The organism is Litorisediminicola beolgyonensis (assembly GCF_042679605.1).
Lineage (GTDB): Bacteria > Pseudomonadota > Alphaproteobacteria > Rhodobacterales > Rhodobacteraceae > Litorisediminicola > Litorisediminicola beolgyonensis.
In genome coordinates this window covers 26900-30762 of sequence record NZ_JBHTMU010000023.1, presented here as the reverse complement: position 1 = coordinate 30762, position 3863 = coordinate 26900, and the positions used below count along the sequence as shown (strand labels likewise).

The 3863-nt window shown below is 68.0% G+C and carries 3 protein-coding genes; all 3 read right to left on the bottom strand.

Annotated features, from left to right (window positions below):
- Positions 1–363: 363 nt before the first annotated feature.
- On the bottom strand, positions 364–966 hold the full coding sequence (locus ACFQ4E_RS13130) for a hypothetical protein (RefSeq protein ID WP_386804271.1): 603 nt from the start codon (positions 964–966) through the stop codon (positions 364–366).
- 99 nt (positions 967–1065) lie between these two features.
- Positions 1066–1866, bottom strand: coding sequence for an efflux RND transporter periplasmic adaptor subunit (locus ACFQ4E_RS13125; protein ID WP_386804269.1), 801 nt, complete (start codon positions 1864–1866; stop codon positions 1066–1068).
- Positions 1863–3857, bottom strand: a complete 1995-nt coding sequence (locus tag ACFQ4E_RS13120; RefSeq protein WP_386804268.1) for a preprotein translocase subunit SecA — start codon at positions 3855–3857, stop codon at positions 1863–1865. The genes ACFQ4E_RS13125 and ACFQ4E_RS13120 overlap by 4 nt, the downstream gene beginning before the upstream one ends.
- Positions 3858–3863: the final 6 nt, after the last annotated feature.

Below are 3863 nucleotides of genomic sequence, written 5' to 3'. Positions count from 1 at the left end.
CCCTCATCTCCTAATCAATATATTTCAAGGACTTGCGCGACGAAATTCGCACAAGCCAAAAAGCATAGGCCTGCATTCTGCGTCGATAACGCAGGTCAAAACGGGGCTAAACTGAGATACGCTGGTGAGTGTGCAGCACCGCGAGTTTACCAAGGCGTTTCAGCTGCGCATAACCCGAATCGACCTTAAGATGCGTTCCAAGCTATTTTTTTCGTTAATTTGAGCCATCGCCGCGAGCGGTCCGGCGACCCGATTCCCCCCGAATCGCGGGCCTTCGGGAGCTGGTTGGCGACAGATGAGTCGCCCGTGCGACATCAGCCGTCTCTAAGCGGCTCAAATCTCCTCGGAGGGACGTTTCCCGCCTTACCGATTTCGACCGAAAAGACGCCGGAACAGCCGGGCCAGAGGACCGCGCCGCGCGTCCAGCTCGACCTCGATTCCCGCCTGGGTCGCGCGCATCGTGGCAAACAGATCGAGAGCGCTATGAAGCTCGAACACATGCCCGTCTTCCTGTCGCGCCGCGTCGCGGCTCGGCCGGGACAGCGCCCCGGACACCCGCGCCGGATCGAGCGTGAACATCCGCTCCGGCCCGTCCTCGGACGACAGGTAGCGCGTCAGGAGCCACGGGTGTTCGGGACTGTCTTCGGGGTCGTCCACGAAATCGCCCGCGTTGATCCGGTCGCGCAACCTTACCAGGAACGCGAAGATCTGCGGCGAGGGACACCCCGCCCCGTCGGGCGCAAAGGCCTCGTAATACCCGGGCTCGGCGGCGACAAAGATGGTCAGCGCCGTCCCGAGCGAGCAATCGGGCCGGTCCAGAACCGCGCCCAGAACCTCGACCGGCGCGTAATCCCAATTGTAGAACCGCCCGAGCTGATTGATCTGCCGGGTCGTGCCCTCCCGCACCAGTGCGATGGCGGTGTCGGTATCGCCGCTCTCCCAGTCGAACGTCTCGAATGTCGTCACAGCAGGCCTCCCGGTTGTCCCCGGACCCGATAGCTCGCGTTTTTGTCGAAATCTGGGACAGGACATGACATCGCGGTCACGGCCCGGAAGCCTCGGGACTTATCCGCCCGCGATCTCCAGCGTGCAGCGATGCCCGGCGGGCAACTCACCGTCGGGATTGGGCAATCCCAGGACCACAACGAAGGTCGCGCTGGCCGCGTCGAAGACCCGGTCGACCGAGGTCACGACCGCCGGGAACGCCCCGTCGAGCGGCGCCGCCGGACGCACCACCGCGCTGTCCCCGACCGAGACCGAGCCGAACATCGCCACCGGCAGGAAGGCCTCGATCTTCAGGGGATCGAGTTGAACGATTTCAAGCACATGGTCGCTGGACCCGACATATTCGCCCGCGGTCAGCACCCGATCGGACACGATCCCGTCCACCGGGCTGGTGATCGCGCGTTCCCCAAGCGCGATCTCGGCCCGGGTCAGTTCCTTGAGCGCGATGTCACGGTTCAGCTCGGCCTGGATCAAGAGGCTCTGCGCCGCGATGCGCTCGGCCTCGACCTGGTCGAAGGCCTCTTCAGTGGCGACGCCGCGCTGGCGCAGCGTCTCGATCCGGGCATAGCGCTTGTCGATCATCTCGAGCTGACGCCGCTGCGCGTCGATCACGTCGGTCGAGGCCGCGCGCGTGGCCAGCAGATCCACCGTGCTCTGCTCCACCGCCGAGGACAGGCGCGCGACGACCTGCCCCGCCTCGACCGCGTCCCCCCGCGACACGCTGACCTCTTCTAGAAGCCCCGCGACCGGGCTCCCCAGACGCACGATCTCGGCCGGATCCATCAGGCAGTCGAAGCTGTCGGCCAGAGCCGGTGAGGCGACCAGCGCCAGAAGCGACAGGCAGGCGGTGCGGTGGATCATTCGAGACCTCCGGTAAAGGACAACATCGAGTTGAGCCGCCGATCCTGCCGGACCAGATCGCGGCGCATCCGCGCATGGATACGCTCGGCCCGCGCCTGCGCCCGGTCGAAGAGCTTGAGCCGCGGTCCGAGACCGATCAGCGGCAGATAGCTCAGGACCCGCAGATGCGGCGCGGAGATCGCGTCGAGAAGCGGATCGGCAAGGGAGAGGTGCTGGCCCACCGTGCCCGGCTCGCCGCGCCGTCCGGCACGGCCCGCAAGCTGGCGGTCGATCCGACCCGCGTCGTGGCGCTCGGTGAGGATGACGTGCAGGCCGCCGGCCTCGCGCACGCCCTCCCCGAGCGCGATGTCGACGCCGCGCCCGGCCATGTTGGTCGCGACGGTGATCCGCCCCGCCTGCCCGGCCTCGGCGATGATCTCGGCGCTTTCGTGATCGGTCTCGGCGTTCAACACGCGATGCTCGAAGCCCGCGGCACTCAAAGCCGCCGACACCGCCTGCGAGGCCGAGACCGAGCGCGTCCCGATCAGCACCGGGCGACCGCGGGCGGCCTCGGTCCGGGTCTCCGCGACGACGGCCCGCCATTTCGCCTCGACCGAGCCATGCACGCGCGGCACCCGGTAGCGCAGCTTCGAGGGCTTGTGCGGCGGGATGCGGCTGGTCTTCAGGCCGTAGACGGACCAGAGCTCGTTCGTGACCTCGCGCGCGGTTCCGGTCATGCCCGCGAGCTTCACGTAGCGCCGGAAGAGCCGCTGGTAGGTCATCCGCGCCACGGCGATGTTCTGAGGCGTGATCTCGACCTCTTCCTTGGCCTCGATCAGCTGGTGCATGCCGTCCGACCAGGACCGGTCCGGCTGCAGTCTCCCGGTATATTCGTCGACGATCTCGATCTTGCCGTCGGCCACCAGGTAATGCTCGCCGCGCTTGAAGACGAAAAGCGCCGCCAGCGCCTGCTGGATCACCTCTTCGCGGCGGATGCGGCTTTGCCAGAGACCGTCCTCGCCCTCGGTAAGCTCGGTCAGGCGCTCGCGCCCCGCCTCCTTGAGGCGCACGCGGCGCTCGTCGGCCTCGAGCGCATAATGCGGGCCCTTCTCGAGGCTCCGCGCCAGGTCCAGCGCGCGGCCCGCCCAGGCGGCTTCCTCGGCGGCATCGGTCTGTTTCGAGATGATGAGAGGCGTCTTGGCTTCGTCGACGAGAACGCTGTCGGCCTCGTCCACGATGGCGAAATGCAGGCCGCGCATCACCGGCTCGGACAGGTCCCTGGACCCGGACGCCACCCGTGCCAGCCTCTGGCGAAGGGCCTGCGGACCTTCGGCGCCAAAGGTGATCCTGTCGCGCAGGTAATCGAAGGCCATCTCGGTGTTCGACCCGTAGGTCAGATCGCAGAGATAAGCGGCGCGGCGATCCTGGGGGCTCATGTCCTCGAGGATCACGCCGAGCGTGAGCCCGAGGCGTTCGTAAACCGGGCGCAGCGTGTCGGCATCGCGTTCGGCCAGGTAGTTGTTGACGGTGATGACGTGGGTCGGCGTGCCTGCGAGCGCCGCGGCGGCAGCGGCGAGACCGGCGGTGATGGTCTTGCCCTCGCCGGTATCCATCTCGATCAGGCGGCCGTCGAGCATCGCCAAAGCGCCGCGGATCTGCACCGATCTCTGCCGGAGGCCCAACGTCCGGGCGCTTGCCTCGCGTGCGAGCGCAACGCCCTCGCGCAGCGCCGAGGTGGTCGGACCGGCACGGCGGATCCGGGCGCGCGTCTCGACGATCTCGGCGTCGAAAGCGGCGTCGTCCAGGGCGGCAAGACGCCGTCCCAGGCGCAGCACCGCGGCCACGCCCGCACGATCGGTCGCGGGCGCCGCGAAGAGCCGCGCATCGCGGGACAGCCGGCCGAGCGCCGCCTGCCCCCGCTCGTCCAGCCAGCCGGGATAGCGGTCCCGCCGCTCGGGGTAGAACCGGACCCGCGGAGCGGCGCCGAGCGCCGCCCCTTCTGGCTGGAGCATCTTCAC